Source organism: Actinokineospora auranticolor, assembly GCF_041897805.1.
Classification (GTDB): Bacteria; Actinomycetota; Actinomycetes; order Mycobacteriales; family Pseudonocardiaceae; genus Actinokineospora; species Actinokineospora auranticolor.
Window position 1 is genome coordinate 7,852,392 of sequence record NZ_CP154825.1, and the last position, 20,424, is coordinate 7,872,815.

At 68.8% G+C, this 20,424-nt stretch carries 16 protein-coding genes; all 16 read right to left on the minus strand.

The window, feature by feature from the left end:
- Nucleotides 1-2 precede the first annotated feature (2 nt).
- A complete protein-coding gene (gene rpsC, locus V5P93_RS34310; RefSeq protein WP_104477976.1) occupies nt 3-824 on the minus strand; it encodes a 30S ribosomal protein S3 in 822 nt (273 codons plus the stop codon).
- Complete coding sequence (gene rplV / locus V5P93_RS34315) at nt 824-1,252, minus strand: 50S ribosomal protein L22 (RefSeq protein ID WP_104477975.1); 429 nt, start codon at nt 1,250-1,252, stop codon at nt 824-826. Before rplV ends, rpsC begins: the two co-directional genes overlap by 1 nt.
- Before the next feature lie 49 nt (nt 1,253-1,301).
- The gene (rpsS, locus tag V5P93_RS34320; protein WP_104477974.1) at nt 1,302-1,583 is read right to left on the minus strand and encodes a 30S ribosomal protein S19; all 282 of its coding nucleotides are present in this window, start codon (nt 1,581-1,583) and stop codon (nt 1,302-1,304) included.
- A gap of 18 nt (nt 1,584-1,601) precedes the next feature.
- Entirely contained in the window at nt 1,602-2,435 is an 834-nt protein-coding gene (gene rplB / locus V5P93_RS34325; protein WP_104477973.1) for a 50S ribosomal protein L2, read from the minus strand.
- 14 nt (nt 2,436-2,449) lie between these two features.
- A complete protein-coding gene (gene rplW, locus V5P93_RS34330; RefSeq protein WP_104477972.1) occupies nt 2,450-2,749 on the minus strand; it encodes a 50S ribosomal protein L23 in 300 nt (99 codons plus the stop codon).
- Nucleotides 2,746-3,423 (minus strand): 50S ribosomal protein L4, encoded by a 678-nt coding sequence (gene rplD / locus V5P93_RS34335; RefSeq protein WP_104477971.1) that lies wholly within the window; start codon nt 3,421-3,423, stop codon nt 2,746-2,748. Before rplD ends, rplW begins: the two co-directional genes overlap by 4 nt.
- 1 nt (nt 3,424) lies before the next feature.
- Nucleotides 3,425-4,075, minus strand: a complete 651-nt coding sequence (gene rplC / locus V5P93_RS34340) for a 50S ribosomal protein L3 (protein ID WP_104477970.1) — start codon at nt 4,073-4,075, stop codon at nt 3,425-3,427.
- Between the two features lie 33 nt (nt 4,076-4,108).
- Entirely contained in the window at nt 4,109-4,414 is a 306-nt protein-coding gene (rpsJ, locus tag V5P93_RS34345; RefSeq protein ID WP_003938093.1) for a 30S ribosomal protein S10, read from the minus strand.
- Between the two features lie 346 nt (nt 4,415-4,760).
- The gene (gene tuf, locus V5P93_RS34350; RefSeq protein WP_104477969.1) at nt 4,761-5,954 is read right to left on the minus strand and encodes an elongation factor Tu; all 1,194 of its coding nucleotides are present in this window, start codon (nt 5,952-5,954) and stop codon (nt 4,761-4,763) included.
- 133 nt (nt 5,955-6,087) lie between these two features.
- Nucleotides 6,088-8,187 (minus strand): elongation factor G, encoded by a 2,100-nt coding sequence (gene fusA, locus V5P93_RS34355; RefSeq protein ID WP_104477968.1) that lies wholly within the window; start codon nt 8,185-8,187, stop codon nt 6,088-6,090.
- Nucleotides 8,188-8,254: 67 nt separating this feature from the next.
- Entirely contained in the window at nt 8,255-8,725 is a 471-nt protein-coding gene (gene rpsG, locus V5P93_RS34360) for a 30S ribosomal protein S7 (RefSeq protein WP_018682836.1), read from the minus strand.
- Between the two features lies 1 nt (nt 8,726).
- On the minus strand, nt 8,727-9,101 hold the full coding sequence (gene rpsL / locus V5P93_RS34365; protein WP_104477967.1) for a 30S ribosomal protein S12: 375 nt from the start codon (nt 9,099-9,101) through the stop codon (nt 8,727-8,729).
- 542 nt (nt 9,102-9,643) lie between these two features.
- Nucleotides 9,644-10,564: a DUF4082 domain-containing protein gene (locus tag V5P93_RS34370; protein ID WP_181043359.1), complete on the minus strand. Its 921-nt coding sequence runs from the start codon at nt 10,562-10,564 to the stop codon at nt 9,644-9,646.
- Nucleotides 10,565-10,590: 26 nt separating this feature from the next.
- Nucleotides 10,591-12,687, minus strand: a complete 2,097-nt coding sequence (locus V5P93_RS34375; protein WP_181043358.1) for a glycosyltransferase 87 family protein — start codon at nt 12,685-12,687, stop codon at nt 10,591-10,593.
- 175 nt (nt 12,688-12,862) lie between these two features.
- Nucleotides 12,863-16,759 (minus strand): DNA-directed RNA polymerase subunit beta', encoded by a 3,897-nt coding sequence (locus tag V5P93_RS34380; RefSeq protein WP_104477964.1) that lies wholly within the window; start codon nt 16,757-16,759, stop codon nt 12,863-12,865.
- A 92-nt stretch (nt 16,760-16,851) separates the two neighbouring features.
- Nucleotides 16,852-20,355 (minus strand): DNA-directed RNA polymerase subunit beta, encoded by a 3,504-nt coding sequence (locus V5P93_RS34385; protein WP_104477963.1) that lies wholly within the window; start codon nt 20,353-20,355, stop codon nt 16,852-16,854.
- Between the last annotated feature and the right edge of the window lie 69 nt (nt 20,356-20,424).

Sequence of the window (20,424 nt, forward strand, 5' to 3'; positions counted from 1 at the left end):
GATCAGCCCTCCCCGTTGGAAGCCTCCGCCGCGGGGGCGTCGGCCTTCGTCTGTGCCTCGGCGGCCGCGCGGCCCGCCTCGGTGCTGGTGGCGGTGGTGCCGGAGGCACCGGAACGGCGAGCGCGGTTCGGGCGCTCGCGGCGCGGCTCGCGACGGGTGTCCGGAGCGGCCGAGCGGGCCTCCTGCTCGCGGCGACCGCCGACGACCTCGCCCTTGTAGATCCACACCTTGACGCCGATGCGGCCGAAGGTGGTGCGGGCCTCGAAGAAGCCGTAGTCGATGTCCGCGCGCAGCGTGTGCAGCGGGACCCGGCCCTCGCGGTAGTGCTCGGAGCGGGACATCTCGGCACCGCCGAGACGGCCACCGCACTGCACCCGGATGCCCTTGACCTGCGGCGAGCGCATGGCCGACTGGATGGCCTTGCGCATCGCGCGGCGGAAGGACACGCGGTTGGACAGCTGCTCCGCGGTCACCTGGGCGACCAGCTGGGCGTCCGACTCGGGGTTCTTGACCTCGAGGATGTTGAGCTGCACCTGCTTCTTGGTGAGCTTCTCCAGCTCACCGCGGATGCGGTCCGCCTCGGCGCCGCGGCGGCCGATGACGATGCCCGGGCGAGCGGTGTGGATGTCGACGCGCACGCGGTCACGGGTGCGCTCGATCTCCACGCGGGAGATGCCCGCGCGCTCCATGCCCTTGGACAGCAGCTTGCGGATCTTCACGTCCTCGGCCACGTACTCCGCGTACTGCTTGTCGGCGTACCAGCGGGACCGCCAGTCGGTGGTGATCCCGAGCCGGAAGCCGTGCGGGTTGATCTTCTGCCCCATTAGCGGGCACCACCCTTCGTGCTCGTCTTGCGAGCCTTGGCGGCCTGCGGCTTCTGCACCGGCCGGGACTCGACCTCGACCGTGATGTGGCTCGTCCGCTTGCGGATCCGGTACGCCCGGCCCTGCGCGCGCGGCCGGAACCGCTTCAGCGTCGGGCCCTCGTCCACGTACGCCACGGACACCCACAGGGTGTCGGGGTCGAGGTTGAGGTTGTTCTCGGCGTTGGCGACGGCACTGGCCAGCACCTTCGCGACCGGCTCACTGGCAGCCTGCGGCGCGAACCGGAGCACGGCCAGGGCCTCGCTTGCGCTACGTCCCCTGATGAGCTCGACGACGCGGCGCACCTTCATCGGCGTGGCGCGAACGTAGCGAGCCCGAGCCACGGCGCGCGGGAACTCCGCGGCCTCGGCGTCGTTGCGGGCGTTCATCGCTGCTTCCCCTTGCTCTTCCTACTTGCTCTGGTGATCGAGCCGCCGACTAGCGGCGACGGGCCTTGCGGTCGTCCTTGACGTGGCCCTTGAACGTGCGGGTCGGGGCGAACTCGCCCAGCTTGTGACCCACCATGGCCTCGGAGACGAACACCGGGACGTGCTTGCGGCCGTCGTGCACCGCGATGGTGTGACCCAGCATGTCCGGGGTGATCGTGGACCGGCGGGACCAGGTCTTGATGACGGTCTTCTTACCCGAGTCGTTGAGCGCGTCCACCTTCTTGAGCAGGTGGTCGTCCACGAACGGGCCCTTCTTCAGGCTGCGTGGCATTGTCTTCTACCTCCCTGCTCAGCGCTTCTTGCCGGTACGGCGGCGGCGGACGATCAACTTGTCACTCGCCTTGCGGCGGCGGGTGCGGCCTTCGGGCTTACCGGCCGGGTTCACCGGGTGGCGACCACCGGAGGTCTTGCCCTCACCACCACCGTGCGGGTGGTCGACCGGGTTCATCGCGACACCGCGGACGGTCGGGCGCTTGCCCTTCCACCGCATGCGGCCCGCCTTGCCCCAGTTGATGTTGGAGTGCTCGGCGTTGCCGACCTCACCGACGGTGGCGCGGCAGCGCACGTCCACGTTGCGGATCTCGCCCGAGGGCATCCGCAGCTGGGCGTAGGGGCCGTCCTTCGCGACGAGCTGCACGCTGGCGCCCGCGGACCGGGCGATCTTGGCGCCGCCACCGGGGCGGAGCTCGATCGCGTGGATCACGGTACCGACGGGGATGTTGCGCAGCGGCAGGTTGTTGCCCGGCTTGATGTCGGCGCGGGGGCCGTTCTCAATCGGGTCGCCCTGCTGCAGCTTGTTCGGCGCGATGATGTAGCGCTTCTCGCCGTCGGCGTAGTGCAGCAGCGCGATGCGCGCGGTGCGGTTGGGGTCGTACTCGATGTGCGCGACCTTGGCCGGAACGCCGTCCTTGTCGTTGCGCCGGAAGTCGATCAGCCGGTACGCGCGCTTGTGACCGCCACCCTTGTGCCGGGTGGTGATCTTGCCGTGCGCGTTGCGGCCGCCGCGCCCGTGCAGCGGGCGGATCAGCGACTTCTCCGGCGTCGACCGGGTGATCTCGGCGAAGTCCGAGACACTGGCGCCGCGACGACCGGGGGTCGTCGGCTTGTACTTGCGGATACCCATGTCTGCTCAGTCCCTTACGCGGCCGGGCCGCCGAAGATCTCGATCGGCTTGCTCTCGGCGGACAGCGTCACGATTGCCCGCTTGGTGTCCTTGCGCTTGCCGTACCCGGTGCGGGTGCGCTTGCGCTTGCCGTTGCGGTTCAGCGTGTTGACGCTGACGACCTTGACGCCGAAAACCTTCTCCACGGCGATCTTGATCGCGGTCTTGTTGGCGCTCGGGTGCACCACGAAGGTGTACTTGTTCTCCTCGAGGAGCCCGTAGGACTTCTCGGAGATCACCGGCGCGAGAAGGATGTCGCGGGGGTCGGGGATCACTTGTCCTCCTCCGAAACCTCGGCCGAGCTCGCCTTGGCCTTGGCGACCTTCACCGGCCGGGACAGGAAGTCGTCCAGGGCGGCCTTGGTGAACACCACGTCGTCGTTGACCAGCACGTCGTAGGTGTTGAGCTGGTCGGGCGCGATCACGTGCACGTGCGGCAGGTTGCGCACCGACACCCAGGCGACGTCCTCGTCGCGGGTGAGCACCAGCAGCAGGCGCTTGGCCGCGGTGACCGACTCCAGCAGCTGGCGCGCGGTCTTGGTGGACGGGGTGTCGCCGTCGATCAGGGCGGTCACCACGTGCACCTGGCCCGCGCGGGCCCGGTCGGAGAGCGCACCGCGCAGCGCGGCGGCCTTCATCTTCTTGGGCGTCCGCTGCGAGTAGTCGCGCGGCTGCGGGCCGTGCACGACGCCACCGCCGACGAACTGCGGCGCGCGGGTCGAGCCCTGGCGGGCGCGGCCGGTGCCCTTCTGCCGGTACGGCTTCTTGCCGCCACCGGAGACCTCACCGCGGGTCTTGGTCGAGTGCGTGCCCTGGCGCGCGGCCGCGAGCTGGGCCACGACGACCTGGTGCATCAGCGGGACGTTGGCCTGCACGTCGAAGATCTCGGCGGGCAGGTCGACCGAACCGTCGGTCTTGCCACCGGGGGCCTTGATGTCAACGCTGGTCATCTCAGGCACCGCCCTTCGCAGCGGTCTTGAGGAACACCAGACCGCCCTTGGGGCCGGGGACGGCACCCTTGATCAGGATCAGGCCGGAGTCGGCGTCGACCCGGTGCACCTTCAGGTTCTGGGTGGTGACCCGGACGTTGCCCATGCGACCCGCCATGCGCAGGCCCTTGAACACGCGACCGGGGGTGGCGCAACCGCCGATGGAGCCCGGGGAGCGGTGCTTGCGCTGGGTGCCGTGCGAGGCGCCCAGACCCTTGAAGCCGTGCCGCTTCATGACACCCGCGGTGCCCTTGCCCTTGGTGGTGCCGGTCGCGTCCACGACCTGGCCCGCCTCGAACACCTCGGCGGTGATCTCCTGGCCGACCTCGTAGGTCTCGGCGTCGGAGGTGCGCAGCTCGGCGAGGAAGCGGCGCGGGGTGACACCGGCCTTGGCGAAGTGCCCGGACTCGGGCTTGTTCACCTTGCGCGGGTCGATGGCGCCGTAGGCGAGCTGCACGGCGACGTAGCCGTCGTTGTCGGCCTTGCGCACCTGCGTGACCACGTTGGGCCCCGCCTTGACGACGGTGACCGGAACGATCCGGTTGTTCTCGTCGAAGACCTGGGTCATCCCGAGCTTCGTGCCCAGGATTCCCTTCATCTGCCTGTCAGACATGACTGTGTTTCTCTCCGCCGCTCAGCGCCGCACTTACTGGATGTTGACGTCGACACTCGCCGGCAGGTCGATGCGCATGAGCGCGTCCACCGTCTTCGGCGTGGGGTCGAGGATGTCGATCAGACGCTTGTGCGTACGCATCTCGAAGTGCTCGCGCGAGTCCTTGTACTTGTGCGGCGAGCGGATGACGCAGTAGACGTTCTTCTCCGTGGGCAGCGGCACCGGCCCCACGACCCGCGCGCCAGTGCGCGTCACGGTCTCCACGATCTTGCGCGCGGACGCGTCGATCGCCTCGTGGTCGTAGGCCTTGAGCCGGATGCGGATCTTCTGTCCCGCCATGGTGGCTTGCCGTTCCTCTAGTTCGTTGCGATGTCGGCAGACCTATGTCAGGCCGGACCGCGCCGCTTCCCTGTTCACATGCTGCGATCCACCGGCTCCCGGTCCACGAGGTCGGGCGTGTCGCGCCGTACCCTCATGGCGGTCCCTTGGACGAAATCCTTGGGCTAGCCGCGCATCGTCTGTCTTGGAGGAACCCCCGCTAAGGAGTCCCAGCTCTCACGCGGAGGCGGCCGGGAAAAGAGCTTCACCGGCCGCCCCGCGACGAGCAACCCATAAAGGATGCCACACGCTCTCGTGGCGATCCAAATCGGGGGGTCGGACCCGTGGTCCGACCCCCCGATGGGAACTACTTGATGATCTTGACGACCCGGCCCGCGCCGACGGTGCGGCCACCCTCGCGGATCGCGAAGCGCAGACCCTCGTCCATCGCGATGGGCTGGATCAGCGCGACGGTCATGCCCGTGCTGTCGCCCGGCATGACCATCTCGGTGCCCTCGGGGAGGGTCACGACGCCGGTCACGTCGGTGGTGCGGAAGTAGAACTGCGGGCGGTAGTTGTTGAAGAACGGGGTGTGACGGCCGCCCTCGTCCTTGCTCAGGATGACGACCTGGGCCTCGAAGTCGGTGTGCGGGGTCGTGGTGCCCGGCTTCACGATGACCTGGCCGCGCTCGATGTCCTCGCGCTTGATGCCGCGGAGCAGGAGGCCGACGTTGTCGCCCGCCTGGCCCTGGTCGAGCAGCTTGCGGAACATCTCGACACCGGTGACGGTGGTCTTCTGCGCCTTCTCGCGGATGCCGACGATCTCGACCTCCTCGTTGACGTTGATGATGCCGCGCTCGATCCGGCCGGTCGCGACGGTGCCGCGGCCGGTGATCGTGAAGACATCCTCAACGGGCATGAGGAAGGGCTTGTCGGTCTCGCGCTCCGGCTCCGGGATGGCCTCGTCGACCGCGTCCATGAGCTCGATCAGGCGGGCGCCCCACTCGGCGTCGCCCTCGAGGGCCTTGAGCGCGGAGACGCGCACGACCGGCAGGTCGTCGCCCGGGAACTCCTGGGCGGAGAGCAGCTCGCGGACCTCGAGCTCGACGAGCTCCAGGATCTCCTCGTCGTCCACCATGTCGGCCTTGTTCAGGGCGACGACGATGTACGGCACGCCGACCTGGCGGGCGAGCAGCACGTGCTCACGCGTCTGCGGCATCGGGCCGTCGGTCGCGGCGACCACCAGGATGGCGCCGTCCATCTGCGCCGCACCGGTGATCATGTTCTTGACGTAGTCCGCGTGACCCGGGCAGTCGACGTGCGCGTAGTGGCGCTTCTCCGTCTGGTACTCGATGTGCGCGATGGAGATGGTGATGCCGCGCTGCTTCTCCTCCGGCGCCTTGTCGATCTCGTCGAACGGCGTGAAGGGGTTCAGGTCGGGGTACTTGTCGTGCAGGACCTTGGAGATGGCCGCGGTCAGCGTGGTCTTGCCATGGTCGATGTGACCAATGGTGCCGATGTTGACGTGCGGCTTGGTCCGCTCGAACTTGGCCTTCGCCACTGGACTGTCCTCCTGGACTGGATTTGCTTTTCTCCGCTACCCGAGTCGGACATTATCCGGCCTGCCCGGGAGCGGCTATCTGGGTCTGTGCGGGCAGCGGGGCCGGGTGGCCCCGCCTCACGCGGGTAGGGGACTACTCCCCCGTTGCCTTGGCGATGATCTCCTTCGAGACGTTCGCGGGAACCTCTGCGTAGGAGTCGAACACCATCGAGTAGTTGGCCCGACCCTGGGTCTTCGACCGCAGGTCGCCCACGTACCCGAACATCTCCGACAGCGGGACCAGCGCCTTGACGACGCGGGCACCGCTGCGCTCCTCCATGGCCTGGATCTGGCCGCGGCGGGAGTTCAGGTCGCCGATGACGTCGCCCATGTAGTCCTCGGGCGTGGTCACCTCGACCGCCATCAGCGGTTCCAGGATCACGGGGCTCGCCTTGCGGGCGGCCTCCTTGAGCGCCATGGAACCGGCGACCTTGAACGCCATCTCGGAGGAGTCGACCTCGTGGTAGGCACCGTCGAGCAGCGTCAGCTTCAACCCGACCAGCGGGTATCCGGCGAGCACACCGTACTGCATGGCGTCCTGCGCACCGGCGTCGACCGAGGGGATGTACTCCCTCGGGACGCGACCACCCGTGACCGCGTTGTCGAACTCGTAGAGCGCGCCGTCCGTGCTGGCCAGCGGCTCCAGCTTGATGACGACCTTCGCGAACTGGCCGGAGCCACCCGTCTGCTTCTTGTGGGTGTAGTCCAGCTTCTCGACCGTCTTGCGGATGGTCTCGCGGTAGGCCACCTGCGGCTTGCCGATGTTGGCCTCGACCTTGAACTCGCGGCGCATGCGGTCCACCAGGATGTCCAGGTGGAGCTCGCCCATGCCCGCGATGATGGTCTGGCCGGTCTCCTGGTCCAGGTTGACCTTGAAGGTGGGGTCCTCCTCGGCCAGCTTCTGGATCGCGGTGCCCAGCTTCTCCTGGTCGGCCTTGGTCTTGGGCTCGATGGCGACCTGGATGACCGGGTCCGGGAAGGTCATCGACTCCAGCACGATCGGGTTCGCCGGGTCGCACAGGGTCTCACCGGTGGTGGTGTCCTTGAGCCCGATGACCGCGTAGATGTGACCGGCGATGGCCTCGTCGACCGGGTTCTCCTTGTTGGCGTGCATCTGGAAGAGCTTCCCGATGCGCTCCTTGCGGTCCTTGGTCGAGTTGATGACCTGGGACCCGGAGGCGACCCGGCCCGAGTAGACCCGGACATAGGTCAGCTTGCCGAAGAACGGGTGGACCGCGATCTTGAAGGCCAGGCCGGAGAACGGCTCGTCCTTGCTCGGCGCGCGGGTCACCTTGGTCTCGCCGTCCTGCAGGGTGCCCTCGACCGGCGGCACGTCCAGCGGGGCGGGCAGGTAGTCGATCACGGCGTCGAGCATGGGCTGCACGCCCTTGTTCTTGAACGCCGAGCCGCAGAGCACCGGGTACGCCGAGCGGTCGTTCACGATCTTGCGGATGCCCGCCTTGATCTGCTCGACCGACAGCTCCTCGCCACCGAGGTAGAGCTCCATGAGCGCGTCGTCGGTCTCGGCGACGGCCTCGATGAGCGCCTCGCGGTACTCGGCGGCCTTCTCGGCCAGATCCGCGGGAATCTCCTCGACGGCGTAGTCCTCGCCCTTCTTGACCTCACCGCGCCAGGTCAGCGCCCGCATCTCCACCAGGTCGACGACACCGATGAAGTCGGACTCGCTGCCGATCGGCAGCTGCAGCGGCAGCGGTTTGGCGCCGAGGCGCTCCGAGATGGTGCGCACGGTGAAGTAGAAGTCGGCGCCGAGCTTGTCCATCTTGTTGACGAAGCAGATGCGCGGCACGTCGTACTTGGTGGCCTGGCGCCACACCTGCTCGGACTGGGGCTCGACGCCCTCCTTGCCGTCGAAGACGGCGACAGCACCGTCGAGCACCCGCAGCGACCGCTCCACCTCGACGGTGAAGTCGACGTGCCCGGGGGTGTCGATGATGTTGATCTGGTGGTCTTTCCAGAAGCAGGTGGTGGCGGCGGAGGTGATGGTGATCCCCCGCTCCTGCTCCTGCTCCATCCAGTCCATGACCGCGGCGCCGTCGTGCACCTCGCCGATCTTGTAGCTGATCCCGGTGTAGAAGAGGATCCGCTCGGTCGTCGTGGTCTTGCCCGCGTCGATGTGAGCCATGATCCCGATGTTGCGGACCTTGGCCAGGTCGGTCAGCACGTCGAGTGCCACGGGTTCTTCCCCTGTCCTTGAGCTACGGCGCCGCTGGGGTCCCGGCCGGGTCGGCCGGGACCCGTGCTCACCAGCGGTAGTGGGCGAAGGCCTTGTTGGACTCGGCCATCTTGTGGGTGTCCTCGCGGCGCTTGACGGAGGCGCCAAGGCCGTTCGAGGCGTCGAGGAGTTCGTTCATCAGCCGCTCGATCATGGTCTTCTCGCGGCGGGCCTGGGAGAAGGAGACGAGCCAGCGCAGCGCCAGGGTGGTGGAGCGACCCGGCTTGACCTCGATCGGCACCTGGTAGGTGGCGCCACCGACGCGGCGGCTCTTCACCTCGATGGTGGGCTTCACGTTGTCGAGCGCGCGCTTGAGCGTCACGACCGGGTCGGTGCCGGTCTTGTCGCGGGCACCCTCGAGGGCGCCGTAGACGATCCGCTCGGCGACGGAGCGCTTGCCGTCCTTGAGCACCTTGTTGATCAGCTGGGTGACCAGCGGCGAGCTGTACACCGGGTCGGAGATCAGCGGCCGCTTCGGGGCCGGTCCCTTACGGGGCATGTCAGCTCTTCTCCTTCTTCGCGCCGTAGTGGCTGCGGGCCTGCTTGCGGTTCTTCACGCCCTGCGTGTCCAGCGAGCCGCGGATGACCTTGTAGCGGACACCCGGGAGGTCCTTCACTCGACCACCGCGCACGAGCACCATCGAGTGCTCCTGCAGGTTGTGGCCCTCGCCAGGGATGTAGGCCGTGACCTCGATACCGCTGGTCAGCTTGACGCGAGCGACCTTGCGGAGCGCGGAGTTCGGCTTCTTCGGGGTGGTGGTGTACACGCGGGTGCACACGCCACGCCGCTGCGGGCTCCCCTTGAGAGCCGCAGTCTTCTGCTTGGCGACCTTGTCCTGGCGGCCCTTGCGGACCAGCTGCTGGATCGTGGGCATAGACCGGCTTTCTCTTTCACTCTCGACACCCGCGGGGCGCCGAAGGCTCTGTGTACTTGCGTTCCTGCTCTTCCGCCCGCCCCCCGAGGTCGGGCGTGTCGCCCGATCTCGCGGCACCCGCGCGGGGAAGAGAATCATCCCAACGGGGTTCGGGAGGAACTCCGGCGTGACTGGCAGGAGTCCACTCCGCGAAGGTCGGTTGAACGACCCCGCCGAAGCGAACCGCGCGGCACAGGCACACGGACCGACCCGACATGGGTCGGGCACGAGTAGCAAAGATACCGTGGCTGCGTCCCAGTGGTCAAAACGGGGGTACCCGACAACGGCCGGGCGAGCTCGACCCGAACGAGCGAAGGTCACCACCTCTTGGGGTGACACAGACCATCAACGCAGGTGGGACGCGGAAGATTCCCCGCGCGCCGCTCCCGCGCACCGCGCAGGCGGCCGACGAGCCCCGCGCGCAGGCGCGCCGGAGCGGGTGCGGATCCGCCGAGCGAGGCACAGCGGACGGGGCGCGGTCCCGCCGGTGAACGGACGTCGGACTACCGGGTCGGCGCGAAGATCGGGATCGTCCAGTAGTAGCTGGCCTCGAACGACTTGTCCGGGAAGCCACCGCTCTCCGGGACGGGTCCTTCGTCGGCGTAGCGGTACACGCCCGCGTTGGGCCTCGTGATGAAGGGGGCGCGGACGGTGGTCGCGGTGAAGTGGCGCGCGGTGACCGGGTAGCGGCCGTAGGGCGTGTAGTACGAGGCCACATAGGTCTGTCCGGGTCGGACGGGAACCGGTGTGTCGAAGGTGAACTCGTTGCTGAACCAGGTGGCGGGCCCGGCTTCCGCGAGCAGCTTGCCGTCGGCCGACCAGAGCCTACCGACGCGCTCGCCCCGGCCCTGGTCGTAGAAGTTGTAGCCCAGCACGCCGGTGATGTGGCCGGGCCGGTCCACGGCGAACCGGATGCCCAGTTCCACCGGCCGCGGGTCGTCGTCGATGCGCAGGTAGCGGGTGTCGCCGCGGTTCGGCTGCCAGAACTCGCAGCGCTCGCAGGCCAACTTCGGCAGCGGCCCGGTGCCCGCGTGCAGCGGCAGCGCGGTCTGCCAGACCTCGACCTCGTCCTCGGCCGTCGCGCGGGAGATGACCGAGCGGGCGCCGGGGGCGGTGAAGGCGTGCTCGATGCTCCACGGGCCCGTGCCCTGCGCGCGCAGCCAGGTCCGCCCGGCGTCGAAGGAGATGTCGACGGCGGTGACGCGCTTGGCGACCGGGCCGTCGTAGCTGGCCTCGCCCGCGAACAGGACCGGGACGCCGACCGGCAGGACGTCGTCGGCCAGCGGCAGCGCGATGGTGGACCGCACGACCCCCGTCGTCACGCTCGGGTCCGGTTTCCCCGTGTCGGGCGTGGACCGGGCGCTCGCGGCCACCACGGGGAACAGGAGCAGCCCGAGGAGCACCGCGGCCAGCTTGCGCGGCAAGGGGGCCTCCGCTTGGTTGGACCGGGTCAGCCGGTTGGCTCGAAGACCGGCGAGACCCAGTAGTTGGCGCCGTTGTAGGTCTGGTCGGGCCGTGCCCGCGCGGGGCCGTAGAGGCCGGGGGCGCCGTACGGGAACGGTTGGAAGTTGTCGTACCCGGCGATGATCGGCGGGTTGCCGACCGGGCCGGTGAAGTACGCGGGTGTGGCGAAGTAGGTGCCGGTCGGGGCCGTGTACGAGACGACGTAGTCGGTGTGCGAGTCGACGGGTACCGGCCGGGCGAAGTCGAGCCGGGGGAAGGCGCCGGTGTCGGACGTCTCGGCCAGCAGCCCGCGCGGCCCCCACAGGCGCGCGGTGGTGCCGGGTTCGAGCGGTGCCGCGTCGGCCAGCTTGACGCCCGTGACGGTGCCGGGGCGGTCGGTGAAGAACCGGAACCCGAGTTCGAGGGGCTCCCGCTCGGTGTAGAGACGGGAGCGGTCGGGGGCCGCGGGCGGGTTGAACGTGCAGGGGCAGGTCACGGCGGGCCGCGTGCCGTCGGTGATCCGCAGGTTGAGGGCGATGCTGGTGGTGCTGACCCAGTTGTCGGTGACCACGCGCGTCCACACCCGCAGCGAGCCGATCTGCCAGTCGGCTGGGGTGATCGTGTACTGCCACGAGGTCTCGCCCGCGCCCGCGATCACCACGAAGTGGTCGTTGTCGTGCAACGAGATCTCGGTGTACTTGACCCCGTCGGCGCCGACGCCGGTCGACTCACCGCGCAGGGTGACCGGTACCCCGGTCTGCACGAGTGTGTTGTCCGCCGGGGACAGGACGCGCGCGGCGGGCGACGCGGGTTCCGCGCTCGCCAGTCCGGGCAGGGCTAAACACAGGAGTAGGGCGACCGCTGCGATTCTACCGAGCACGGAGCCTCCCGACGCGACCGCCGAAACCGTTGGCCTGCAACGTATCGGAGGCCAATCGAGTCCGAACGCGGCCAGACGGGTGACACGCCGGGTCCGGCGCAGCGGGGTGGGCTGAGCGGGAGCGAACGGCCGTCGTGGGTCCACGGGATGAGTGGTCTGCACCGGGTGGCGCAGCCGATCGGCGGCGCGTCCCCCCGCCGCCGCGCCGAGCACGGCCAGGAACAGCAGCAGGTACAGGTTCCCGACCACGAACCGCAGCGGGCCGCCGGTCAGCGCCGCCGGACCGCTCCCGTCCGGCGGGTCGGCCAACGCCAGGACCCAGGGGAACGTGCCGACCAGCAGCGCGCCCGGCACCACCCAGATCCGTTCACGACGGCGGAAAACCCGGTCGACCACCACCGCGGTCAGCGGGACGACCCAAACCCAGTGGTGCCCCCACGACCAAGGCGACACCGCGGCACCCGCGAGCCCGACGACCGTGGCACCGAGCAGGCGCTCACCGCGGCGGGTGACCAGCGCCGCGACCAGCAGCGCCGCGGCGCCGAGGACGCAGGCGGTCACGGCCCACACCCAGGGCTCGAACCCCGCGCGCAGCAGCATCCCGCGCAGGGACTGGTTGTGCGGCGAGGTCAGGTCGGCGTAGATGCGGCCGGTGTCCGCGAACGCCCCTTTGAGCCAGTAGTTCGCGGAATCGGCCGGGCGGACGAGGAAGCCCGCCACGACCGTGCTCGTGGCGACCAGCGCGGCCACCGCCGCGTCCCGGAACCGGCGCACGGCCACCAGGTAGCCGACGAAGATCAGCGGGGTCAGCTTCAGGCCCGCGGCCAACCCGATGCCGATACCGCGCCCCCGGCCGGTGACGTCGACCAGGACCAGGGCGAGCAGGAGCAGGTTGATCTGCCCGACGTAGACGCTGGCGTGCACGGCCTCGGTCAGCAGCACGACGGCCGCGATCGGCAGCACGGCCCGGAGCCGCACCGCACGGCACGCGCGGTGGACGGCGAAGAGGAGCAGCGCGCCGTTGACCGCGACCACCAGGACCTTCGCCGCGGTGAGCGGGACCAGGGCCAGCGGTGTGAAGACGATCGCGGAGAAGGGCGGGTAGGTGAAGCGGAGGTCCTGCCAGACGGGGTTGCCGTAGAGGTCACCCCCGCGCAGCACCACCTCGCCACCGGCCCGGTAGACCGCCAGGTCCACGGCATCCGCGAAACCGGCCAGAACCACGACAACACAGACGAAAACGGCGGCGACGAGCCGCCCGAGTGTCCACAGCCAGTCGTACGGCCCAGCCCCGCTCCCGCGCCTACCGCCCCCAGCACATATTTCGGCCCGGCGAACGGGGATGGCCCCGGGAGCCGTGGGGCTCCCGGGGCCATCCCGGTGGAACGACCGCGGTGGGTCAGCGGTAGTCGCGGCCGAAGTCGTAGTCGTCCAGCGGAACCGCGGCACCGGTGCCGGTACCGAAGACATCCGGGGTGTAGTAGCCGTCGTCGTAGGACGGGATCGCGTACGCGGCGACCCGGGCCTCCTCGGTCGGCTGGACCTGGATGTTGCGGTACTTGTTGATGCCCGTACCGGCCGGGATCAACTTACCGATGATGACGTTCTCCTTGAGGCCCACCAGCTTGTCGCTGCGGCCGTTGATGGCCGCGTCGGTGAGCACCCGGGTCGTCTCCTGGAAGGAGGCGGCCGAGAGCCACGAGTCGGTGGCCAGCGACGCCTTGGTGATACCCATCAGCACCGGGCGACCGGAGGCGGGCTCGCCACCGGCGGCCACGACGCGGCGGTTCTCCGACTCGAACTCGGCCCGCTCGATGAGCGCGCCGGGCAGGAACTCGGCCGCACCGCTGTCGAGGATCGTGACCCGGCGCAGCATCTGCCGGACGATGACCTCGATGTGCTTGTCGTGGATCGACACACCCTGGGCCCGGTACACCTTCTGGACCTCGTCCACCAGGTGCAGCTGCGCCTCGCGGGGACCCATCACGCGCAGGACCTCGTGCGGGTCCCGGGTGCCCTCCAGGAGCTGCTGGCCGACCAGCACGTGGTCACCGTCGGACAGCGGGCCGTCCGGGGTGGCCGCGAGCCGCTGGCGCTTGGACAGCTTCTCGAAGATGATCTCCTCGCTGCCGTCGTCCGGGATCAGCGTGATCTTCCAGAACCGGTCGCCGTCCTCGATCCGGACGCGGCCGTCGACGTCGGCGATGGGCGCCTTGCCCTTGGGCACGCGGGCCTCGAAGAGCTCCTGGACACGCGGCAGACCCGTGGTGATGTCGTCGTTGACCACGCCACCCTGCTGGAAGGTGCGCATGGTCAGCTGCGTGCCGGGCTCACCGATGGACTGCGCGGCCACGATGCCGACGGCCTCGCCGATGTCGACCAGCTGGCCGGTCGCCATCGAGCGGCCGTAGCAGGTGGCGCAGACGCCGACCTGGGCCTCGCAGGTGAGCACGGAGCGCACCTTGACGTTGGTGACGCCCGCGTCGAGCAGCTTCTCGATCGCCGGGTCGCCCAGGTCGTCGGCCCGGTTGAGCAGGACCTCGCCGTTGGGCGCCTTGACCTCGTCGGCGACGCAGCGCGCGTAGACGCCGGTCTCGACGTACTGGGCGCGCTCGACCTTCTCGCCGAACTGCTCGCCGAGCTTCATCACGATGCCGCGCGTGGTGCCGCAGTCGACCTCGCGGACGATGACGTCCTGCGAGACGTCCACCAGACGACGGGTCAGGTAGCCCGAGTCGGCGGTGCGCAGCGCGGTGTCGGCCAGACCCTTGCGGGCACCGTGCGTGGCGATGAAGTACTCCAGCACCGACAGGCCCTCGCGGAAGTTGGCCTTGATCGGCCGCGGGATGAACTCGCCCCGCGGGTTGGTGACCAGGCCGTTCATGCCCGCGAGCTGGCGGATCTGGGTCATGTTGCCCGCCGCGCCGGACTTCACGATCGTCGGGATCGGGTTGTCGTCGGGGAAGTTCTCCTCCATGGCGCGCGCGACGTCCTCGGTCGCGTTCGACCACACCTTGACCAGCTCGTTGTTGCGCTCCGACGCGGAGAGCTGACCGCGCTGGTAGCGCTTCTCGACGGTGTCGGCCTTCTTCTCGTACTCGTCGAGGATGCCCTGCTTGGCGGGCGGCACGACGACGTCGGAGATGGCGATGGTGACGCCCGAGCGGGTGGCCCAGTAGAAGCCCGCGTCCTTGAGCTTGTCCAGCGTCCGCGCCACGGTGACCATCGGGTACCGCTCGGCGAGGTCGTTGACGATCGCGGCCTGCCGCTTCTTCGGCATCGGCTCGTTGATGAACGGGTAGTCCGGCGGCAGCAGCTCGTTGAACAGCACCCGGCCGAGGGTGGTCTCGGCCAGCCACGGCTGGCCCGGGGTCCACTCCTCCGGCTGCATCTCCGGGCTCGGGTACCGGTCCGAGATCCGGATCTTCACCGCGGACTGCAGGCCGATGACCTTGCGGTCGAAGGCCATGATCGCCTCGGCGGGCGAGGAGAACGCCAGGCCCTCACCCAGGCCGCCCGCCTTCGGGCGGGTCAGGTGGTAGAGGCCGGTGACCATGTCCAGACGCGGCATCGCCAGCGGGCGACCCGACGCCGGGGACAGGATGTTGTTCGACGACAGCATCAGGATCCGGGCCTCGGCCTGGGCCTCGGCCGACAGCGGCAGGTGCACCGCCATCTGGTCACCGTCGAAGTCGGCGTTGAACGCCTCGCAGACCAGCGGGTGCAGCTGGATCGCCTTGCCCTCGACCAGCTGCGGCTCGAAGGCCTGGATGCCGAGTCGGTGCAGGGTGGGCGCGCGGTTGAGCATCACCGGGTGCTCGGTGATGACCTCTTCCAGCACGTCCCACACGGCGGGGCGGGCGCGCTCGACCATGCGCTTGGCGGACTTGATGTTCTGCGCGTGGTTGAGGTCGACCAGCCGCTTCATCACGAACGGCTTGAACAGCTCGAGCGCCATCGCCTTGGGCAGGCCGCACTGGTGCAGCTTGAGCTGCGGGCCGACCACGATGACCGAACGGCCGGAGTAGTCGACGCGCTTGCCGAGCAGGTTCTGCCGGAACCGGCCCTGCTTGCCCTTGAGGAGGTCGGACAGCGACTTCAGCGGCCGGTTGCCCGGGCCGGTGACCGGACGGCCGCGGCGGCCGTTGTCGAACAGCGCGTCGACGGCCTCCTGCAGCATCCGCTTCTCGTTGTTGACGATGATCTCGGGCGCGCCGAGGTCGATCAGCCGCTTCAACCGGTTGTTGCGGTTGATCACGCGGCGGTACAGGTCGTTGAGGTCCGAGGTGGCGAAGCGGCCACCGTCGAGCTGGACCATCGGCCGCAGGTCCGGCGGGATCACCGGGACGCAGTCGAGGACCATGCCCATCGGCGAGTTCCGGGTGGCCTGGAACGCCGCGACGACCTTGAGCCGCTTGAGCGCGCGCAGCTTCTTCTGGCCCTTGCCGGAGCGGATGGTCTCCCGCAGGTTGTCCGCCTCGGCGTCGACGTCGAAGTCGCGGGCCAGGGTCTGGATGGCCTCGGCGCCCATCGAGCCGGTGAAGTAGTCGCCGTAGCGGTCGATCAGCTCGCGGTAGAGCAGTTCGTCGGCGATGAGCTGCTTGACGTCGAGCTTGGTGAAGGTGGACCAGATCTCGTCGAGGCGGTCCAGCTCGCGCTGGGCGCGGTCGCGGAGCTGGCGCATCTCCCGCTCGCCGCCCTCCTTGACCTTGCGGCGCACGTCGCTCTTGGCGCCTTCGGCCTCGAGCTGGGCCAGGTCGGCCTCGAGCTTCTGGGCGCGGCCCTCGATGTCGGCGTCGCGCTTGTTCTCCACCTGGCGGCGCTCGACGCTCATCTCCGACTCGAGCGTCGGGAGGTCGTTGTGGCGCAGCTCGGTGTTCACCGTGGTGATCACGTACGCGGCGAAGTAGATGATCTTCTCGAGGTCCTTGGGCGCCAGGTCCAGCAGGTAGCCCAGGCGGCTCGGCACGCCCTTGAAGTACCAGATGTGGGTGACCGGCGCGGCCAGCTCGATGTGGCCCATGCGCTCGCGGCGCACCTTGGCGCGGGTGACCTCGACGCCGCAGCGCTCACAGATGATGCCCTTGAAGCGCACGCGCTTGTACTTGCCGCAGTAGCACTCCCAGTCCCGGGTGGGACCGAAGATCTTCTCGCAGAACAGACCATCCTTTTCCGGCTTCAGGGTCCGGTAGTTGATGGTTTCGGGCTTCTTGACCTCGCCGAACGACCACTGGCGGATGTCATCGGCGGTGGCGAGGCCGATGCGGAGCTCATCAAAGAAGTTAACGTCCAGCACGCGGAGTTCCTTCTCCCCTTTGCTTACAGCTTGGTGATGGGGGATGGTGCCCGCGCGGTGACCGGAAACCGGTCACCGCGCGGGTGGCGAGATCAATTGACGACGTCGTCCACAGACGGGGATTCGTTGCGGGACAGGTTGATGCCCAGGTTGGCGGCGGCGCGCTCCAGGTCCTCGTCGTCCCCGTCGCGCATCTCGATGGCGGCGCCGTCGCTGGACAGCACCTCCACGTTCAGGCACAGCGACTGGAGCTCCTTGAGGAGCACCTTGAACGACTCGGGGATGCCCGGCTCGGGGATGTTCTCGCCCTTGACGATGGCCTCGTAGACCTTCACGCGGCCGACCACGTCGTCGGACTTGATCGTCAGCAGTTCCTGCAGCGTGTAGGCCGCGCCGTAGGCCTGCATCGCCCAGCACTCCATCTCACCGAAGCGCTGGCCACCGAACTGGGCCTTACCGCCGAGCGGCTGCTGGGTGATCATCGAGTACGGGCCGGTCGAGCGGGCGTGGATCTTGTCGTCGACCAGGTGCAGCAGCTTGAGGATGTACATGTAGCCGACCGAGACCGGGTACGGGTACGGCTCGCCGCTGCGGCCGTCGAACAGCGTCGCCTTGCCGTCCTCCTTGACCATGCGCTCGCCGTCCCGGTTGGGGCGGGTCGAGGCCAGCAGGCCGGACAGCTCGTTCTCCCGGACGCCGTCGAACACCGGGGTGGCGGTGTTCGTGTCGGGCTCCACGTCGTGCAGGTCCTCGGGGAGCATGCTCGCCCACTCCGGGTTGCCCTCGATCTGCCAGCCCTGCTTGGCGATCCACCCGAGGTGGGACTCCAGGATCTGGCCGATGTTCATCCGTCGGGGCACACCGTGGGTGTTCAGCACGACGTCGACGGGGGTGCCGTCGGCGAGGAACGGCATGTCCTCCACGGGGAGGATCTTGCCGATGACGCCCTTGTTGCCGTGGCGGCCCGCGAGCTTGTCGCCGTCCTGGATCTTGCGCTTCTGCGCCACGTAGACCCGGACCAGCTCGTTGACGCCGGGGGGCAGCTCGTCCTCGTCCTCGCGGGAGAACACCCGGATGCCGATGACCTTGCCGGTCTCGCCGTGCGGCACCTTCAGCGAGGTGTCGCGGACCTCGCGGGCCTTCTCGCCGAAGATCGCGCGCAGCAGCCGCTCCTCCGGGGTCAGCTCGGTCTCGCCCTTCGGGGTGACCTTGCCGACCAGGATGTCGCCCGCGCCGACCTCGGCGCCGATCCGGATGATGCCGCGCTCGTCCAGGTCCGCCAGGACCTCCTCGGAGACGTTCGGGATGTCCCGGGTGATCTCCTCGGCGCCGAGCTTGGTGTCCCGCGCGTCGATCTCGTGCTCGTCGATGTGGATCGAGGTGAGCACGTCGTCCTGCACGAGGCGCTGCGACAGGATGATCGCGTCCTCGTAGTTGTGGCCCTCCCACGGCATGATCGCCACGAGCAGGTTCTTGCCCAGGGCCATCTCGCCGTCTTCGGTGCACGGCCCGTCGGCGATGACCTGACCCGCCTCGACCCGGTCGCCCTCACCGACGATGGGCTTCTGGTTGATGCAGGTGCCCTGGTTGGAGCGGCGGAACTTGTGCATGCCGTAGGTCTGGCGGGTGCCGTCGTCGGCCATCACGGTGATGAAGTCCGCGGACAGCTCCTCGATCACACCGGCCTTGGCCGCGACGACCAGGTCGCCGCCGTCGACCGCGGCGCGCAGCTCCATGCCGGTGCCCACCAGCGGGGACTCGCTGCGCAGCAGCGGCACGGCCTGGCGCTGCATGTTCGCGCCCATGAGCGCGCGGTTGGCCGCGTCGTGCTCGAGGAACGGGATCATCGCGGTGGCGACCGAGACCATCTGCCGCGGCGAGACGTCCATGTAGTCCACGTCGAAGGGCTCGATGAACTCGACGTCCCCGCCCTTCTTGCGGACGAGCACGCGCTCCTCGGCGAAGTGGTTCTGGTCGTCGAGCGGCGCGTTGGCCTGCGCGATGACGTGCCGGTCCTCCTCGTCCGCGGTCAGGTAGTCGATCTGGTCGGTGACCTGGCCCTCGACGACCTTGCGGTACGGCGTCTCGATGAAGCCGAACGGGTTGACCCGCGCGTAGCTCGACAGCGAGCCGATCAGGCCGATGTTCGGGCCTTCCGGGGTCTCGATCGGGCACATGCGGCCGTAGTGGCTGTGGTGGACGTCGCGGACCTCCATGCCCGCGCGCTCGCGGGACAGACCGCCGGGACCCAGCGCCGAGAGGCGGCGCTTGTGGGTCAGACCGGCGACCGGGTTGGTCTGGTCCATGAACTGCGAGAGCTGCGAGGTGCCGAAGAACTCCTTGATCGCGGCCACCACGGGCCGGATGTTGATCAGGGTCTGCGGGGTGATCGCCTCGACGTCCTGGGTGGTCATCCGCTCGCGGACGACGCGCTCCATGCGGGAGAGGCCGACCCGGATCTGGTTCTGGATCAGCTCGCCGACGGTGCGCAGGCGGCGGTTGCCGAAGTGGTCGATGTCGTCGACCTCGACCGGCACCTCGACGGCGTCCTCGCCCTTGCCCACGGTCATCGTGGTGTCACCGGCGTGCAGGCGCACCAGGTACTCGATGGTGGTGACGATGTCGTCCTCGGTGAGCACGCCGACGTCGGTGGGCAGCCGCAGGCCGAGCTTCTTGTTGACCTTGTAGCGGCCGACCTTGGCCAGGTCGTAGCGCTTGTCCTTGAAGAACAGGTTCTCCAGCAGGGTCTGCGCGGACTCCTTGGTCGGCGGCTCGCCCGGGCGCAGCTTGCGGTAGATGTCGAGCAGCGCCTCGTCGGTGCCCGCGGTGTGGTCCTTCTCGAGGGTCGCGATCAGCGTCTCGGAGAAGGAGAAGCGCTCGCGGATGGCCTCGGTGGTCCAGCCGAGCGCCTTGAGCAGCACGGTGACCGGCTGGCGGCGCTTGCGGTCGATGCGCACGCCGACGGTGTCGCGCTTGTCGACGTCGAACTCCAGCCACGCGCCGCGGCTCGGGATGACCTTGACGCTGAAGACGTCCTTGTCGGTGGTCTTGTCGATCGCGGTGTCGAAGTAGACGCCCGGGGAGCGCACCAGCTGCGAGACCACGACCCGCTCGGTGCCGTTGATGACGAACGTGCCCTTGTTCGTCATCACCGGGAAGTCGCCCATGAAGACGGTCTGGCTCTTGATCTCGCCGGTGGTGTTGTTGGTGAACTCCGCGGTGACGAACAGCGGCGCCGCGTAGGTCATGTCCTTGTCCTTGCACTCCTCGACCGAGGCCTTGACCTCGTCGAAGCGCGGGTCGGAGAAGGAGAGCGACATGGAACCGGAGAAGTCCTCGATCGGCGAGATCTCGTTGAGGACTTCCTCAAGGCCACCGACGGGGTTCTCGTCGCCTGCGTCGACGCGGCGCTGGAACCACGCCTCGGCGCCGGTGAACCACTCGAACGACTGGATCTGCAGGTCCAGCAGGTTGGGGGTGCCCAGGGGCTCGCGGATCTTCGCGAAGGAGACCCGGCGCGGGGCGCCCGGGATGCCCGAGTTCGAGGGGGTGGAGTTGGTCGCAGCAGTGGCCTTGGTCGCGCGGGAGACTGCCAAGATGCGTCCTTCCAGGACTATGAGCGGTTGACAGCCGCGTCGGCAAGACTTATAACGCGTCTGTCAAGG